General features: G+C 72.9%; 4 protein-coding genes. All 4 read left to right on the plus strand.

Annotation, left to right across the window (positions count from 1 at the left end; translation table 11 throughout):
• Positions 1-111: 111 nt before the first annotated feature.
• Positions 112-936 carry a 16S rRNA (cytidine(1402)-2'-O)-methyltransferase gene (gene rsmI / locus AC1DY2_RS15985; protein ID WP_476763318.1) on the plus strand — a complete coding sequence of 275 codons (825 nt, stop codon included), beginning with the start codon at positions 112-114 and terminating at the stop codon, positions 934-936.
• 88 nt (positions 937-1,024) lie between these two features.
• Positions 1,025-2,104 (plus strand): NADP-dependent oxidoreductase, encoded by a 1,080-nt coding sequence (locus tag AC1DY2_RS15990; RefSeq protein WP_476763319.1) that lies wholly within the window; start codon positions 1,025-1,027, stop codon positions 2,102-2,104.
• Positions 2,105-2,179: 75 nt separating this feature from the next.
• The gene (metG, locus tag AC1DY2_RS15995) at positions 2,180-3,739 is read left to right on the plus strand and encodes a methionine--tRNA ligase (RefSeq protein ID WP_476763320.1); all 1,560 of its coding nucleotides are present in this window, start codon (positions 2,180-2,182) and stop codon (positions 3,737-3,739) included.
• Between the two features lie 73 nt (positions 3,740-3,812).
• The coding region (locus AC1DY2_RS16000; protein WP_476763321.1) for a TatD family hydrolase at positions 3,813-4,584 on the plus strand (772 nt) is incomplete at its 3' end.

Consider the following 4,584-nt stretch of genomic DNA (forward strand, 5'->3'; position numbering starts at 1 on the left):
AGGAGGGTACGCTCGCCGACGAGGGCACGCTCGCCGACGAGGGCACGCTCGCCGACGAGGCGTGAGCGCATCGCGCCGCCCGCGCACGTCGCCGTGCGAGACACTGGGGGCATGATCATCCTCGCGGCGACGCCCATCGGCAACCTCGGCGACGCCTCGGCGCGGCTCAAGGACGCCCTCGAGCGGGCCACGGTCGTGGCGTCCGAGGACACGCGGGTCACCCAGCGCCTGCTCGCGGGGCTCGCCATCGCCAACCGGCCCCGCCTCATCGCGCTGCACGAGCACAACGAGCGGCAGAAGGCGGCCGAGCTGGTCGAGCTCGCCCGCGACGCCGACCTGCTCGTGCTGAGCGACGCGGGCATGCCGACCGTGTCCGACCCGGGATTCCCGCTCGTGGCCGCCGCCGCGGCCGCGGGCGTCGAGGTCACGGCGATCCCGGGCCCGTCGGCGGTGGTGACCGCGCTCGCCGTGTCGGGCCTGCCCACCGACCGGTTCGCGTTCGAGGGCTTCCTGCCGCGCAAGGCCGGCGATCGGTCGCGACGTCTCGCCGAGCTGGCGGGCGACCGGCGCACGCTCGTCTTCTTCGAGGGGCCGTCGCGGCTCGCCGCGAGCCTCGAGGCGCTCGCCGAGGCGTTCGGCGCCGGCCGGCCGGCCGCGGTCTGCCGGGAGCTCACCAAGCTCCACGAGGAGGTCCGCCGCGGCGGCCTCGCGGAGCTCGCCGAGTGGGCGGCGCAGGGCGTCCGGGGCGAGATCTGCATCGTGGTCGGGGGAGCGGCCGAGCAGCAGGCGGATGCCGCGACGGCCCTCGACCGGGTGCTCGGGCTCGCGGCATCCGGAACCCGACTGAAGGACGCGGTCGCGCTCGTCGCCGCCGAGAGCGGCCTCGGCAAGCGCGACCTGTACGAGGCCGCGCTCGCGGCGCGCAGCACTCGCTGAGCGGGCGGCGGGCGGCGGCGGAACATTTCCACCGCTGCCCCCCGAAGTGGGGGAGAATAGGGCCACCGCACAACGGTGGAGGTGCGACATGGCGCACGAGGTCAGGTTCTCCGATCACGGCGGCCCCGAGGTGCTCGAGGTCGTCGAGGTGCCCGTTCCCGAGCCGGGCGAGGGCGAGGTGCTCGTCGAGGTGTTCGCGGCCGGGCTGAACCCCGTCGAGAGCGCGATCCGGCGCGGCGACCATCCCGAGCGATGGCCCGTGCGACTGCCCGCGCGACAGGGCCGCGACCTCGCCGGCGTCGTCATCGCGACCGGCCCCGACGCGTCACGTTTCACGCGCGGCGACGAGGTCATGGGGTTCGTCGACCACGGCGCCCAGGCCTCGCACGTGGTCGTTCCCGAGGCGAACCTGCTGCCGCGTCCGCCGGCGCTCTCGTGGGAGGTCGCCGGTTCGCTCTACACGGCGGGCACGACCGCGTGGACCGCCGTCGAGGGCCTCGGCCTGACGCCGAACGACACCGTCGTCGTGACCGCCGCGGCCGGGGGCGTCGGATGCCTCGCGGCGCAGTTCGCGCGCATGCGCGGCGCAACCGTGATCGGCACGAGCATCGAGACCCGCTTCGACTTCCTGCGCCAGTTCGGCGTGCTGCCGACCGGCTACGGGCCGGGCCTCGCCGAACGCGTTCGCGCACTCACCACGCATCCCGTCACGGCCTTCCTCGACTTCCTCGGCGGCGAGGCCGCCGCCGCGCGCGCGCTCGGCGTCCCGCCGTCGCGCGTGCTGACGGTGCTCGACTGGGACGCCGTCGACGACCACAGCGCGGTGCGCGCCTCAGCCGGCGACGTGGTGGCGCTCGGCCGGGTCGCGGCGCTGGCGGCCGCCCGACGCATCCGGCTGCCCATCGCCGACGTGTTCCCGCTCGACGCCGTCGCCGACGCCTACCGTGCGCTCGACAAGCGGGAGGCGCCCGGCAAGATCGTGCTCGGCCTGCGCGTCGTCGCCTATCCCGGCCAGCACGTGAAGGAGCCCGACCTCAAGGAGCAGGACGTCACCCTCGGTGTCGCGACGCCGCATCGGCACATGGAGGTGGAGGAGGCCGTGCCGCCCGCCATCGGCGAKGGCAGCGTGCGTCGACGGCACCGGGAGGAGCGCMCCGGCAGGCGATGACGCGGCGGCGCTGACGCGTGCGCCCGGCGCGTAACCCGGCGGCAGCGGCATCCGCTCGCCCATAGGATTGAGCGCATGGCCGACGCCTCCTCGTTCTATATCACCACGCCCATTTTCTACGTGAACGACGTGCCCCACATCGGGCACGCCTACACGGAGGTGGCCGCCGACGTGCTCGCGCGCTGGCACCGCCAGGCGGGTGAGGACACCTGGTCGCTGACCGGCACCGACGAGCACGGCCAGAAGATCCTGCGCACCGCGACCGCCAACGGCGTGACGCCGCAGGAGTGGGCCGACAAGCTCGTCGCCGACGCGTGGAAGCCGCTGCTCGAGACCATCGACATCGCCAACGACGACTTCATCCGCACCACCGAGGAGCGGCACGAGGTCAACGTGCAGAAGTTCCTGCAGAAGCTCTACGACGACGGCCACATCTACACCGGCGAGTACGAGGGCTACTACTGCGTCGGCTGCGAGGAGTACAAGCAGCAGTCGGAGCTGGTGGCGGGCACGGGAGAGTACGAGGGCCAGCTGGTCTGCGCCATCCACTCGAAGCCCGTCGAACTGCTGCACGAGAAGAACTACTTCTTCCGCATGTCCGCGTTCGCCGACCGGCTCCTCGCCCTCTATGACGAGCGTCCCGACTTCGTCCAGCCCGAGTCGGCGCGCAACGAGGTCGTCTCGTTCGTGAAGCAGGGGCTCGCCGACCTGTCGATCTCACGGTCGACGTTCGACTGGGGCGTCAAGGTGCCGTGGGACGAGTCGCACGTGGTCTATGTGTGGTTCGACGCCCTGCTCAACTACATCACCGCGGTCGGCTACGGCCAGGACGACGCCGAGTTCTCGCGCCGCTGGCCCGCGCAGCACATCGTCGGCAAGGACATCCTCCGGTTCCACGCGGTGATCTGGCCTGCGATGCTCATGGCTGCCGGGCTCGACGTGCCGCGCGGCGTCTTCGGCCACGGGTGGCTGCTCGTCGGCGGCGAGAAGATGTCGAAGTCCAAGCTCACCGGCATCGCCCCCGAGCAGATCACCGAGACGTTCGGCTCCGACGCGTTCCGGTTCTACTTCCTCTCGGCCATCTCGTTCGGCCAGGACGGATCGTTCTCGTGGGAGGACCTCGCGGCGCGTTACCAGGCCGAGCTCGCCAACGGCTTCGGCAACCTCGCGTCGCGCGTCATCGCGATGATCAACCGGTACTGCGACGGCGTCGTGCCGCAGGCGTCCGAGCTCTCGGCCGCCGACCACGAGATCGCCGCGATCGAGCAGCGGGCGACGGATGCCGCGTGGTCGGCCATCGAGCGCCTCGCGATCCACGACTCGATCTCGGCCACGTGGGAGCTCGTCGACGCCCTGAACGGCTACCTCACGGTGGAGGAGCCCTGGACCCTCGCGAAGGACCCGCACCAGCGCGCGCGCCTCGAGACGGTGCTCGCCACGGCCTATCACGGCCTCGGCACGCTCGCCGTCCTGCTCTCGCCGGTGCTGCCCGAGGCGACCGCGAAGCTGTGGACGGCGCTCGGCGCCCCCGGCACCGTCCAGCAGCACCGCATCGACCGTGCGCACGAGTGGGCCGCGGGCGAGAAGGTGGCGCCGCTCGAGGCGCTGTTCCCGCGCATCGAGGTCTCGGAGTGAGGGCGGGAGCCGCCGCGTGACGGACGCCTCGCCTTCGGGCGCCTCGCCGTCGCCGTCGCCCTCGCCCGAGCACCTGCGCACGCGGTCCGACGGCGGGCGCGCCGTGGAGTACCCGCCGCCGCCCGAGCCGCTGGCCGTGGGCGTGTACGACAACCACACGCACCTCGAGATCGCCGACGGCGCGCTGCCGCTCGACGTGCACGAGCACCTCGAGCGCGCGGCATCCGTCGGCGTCGTCGGCGCCGTGCAGGTGGGCACGGATGTCGCGACCTCCCGCTGGTCGGCCGACGTGGCCGCGCGTGAGCCGCGGCTCCTCGCCGCGGTGGCGCTGCACCCGAACGAGGCGCCCGAGCTCGAGGCATCCGGAACCCTCGACGACGCCCTCGCCGTCATCGACGAGCTCGCCGCCCGCCCGCGCGTGCGCGCGATCGGCGAGACCGGGCTCGACTTCTTCCGCACCGGCGACGACGGCAGGGGCGCCCAATTCCGCTCGTTCGAGGCGCACATCGACATCGCGAAGCGGCACGGGCTCGCCCTCCAGATCCACGACCGCGACGCGCACGACGACGTGGTCGAGACGCTCCGCCGCGTGGGCGCCCCCGAGCGCACGGTGTTCCACTGCTTCTCCGGCGGCGAGGAGCTCGCCCGGCTCGCGGCATCCGAGGGCTGGTACCTGTCATTCGCAGGCAACGTGACGTTCAAGAACGCCGAGAACCTGCGCGAGGCGCTGCGCGTCGCCCCGCGCGACCGCATCCTCGTCGAGACGGATGCCCCGTACCTCACGCCCGTGCCGCTGCGCGGACGCCCGAACGCGCCCTACCTCGTGCCGCACACCGTGCGGTTCG

It is taken from the genome of Agromyces sp. P1_H4, from assembly GCF_056405255.1.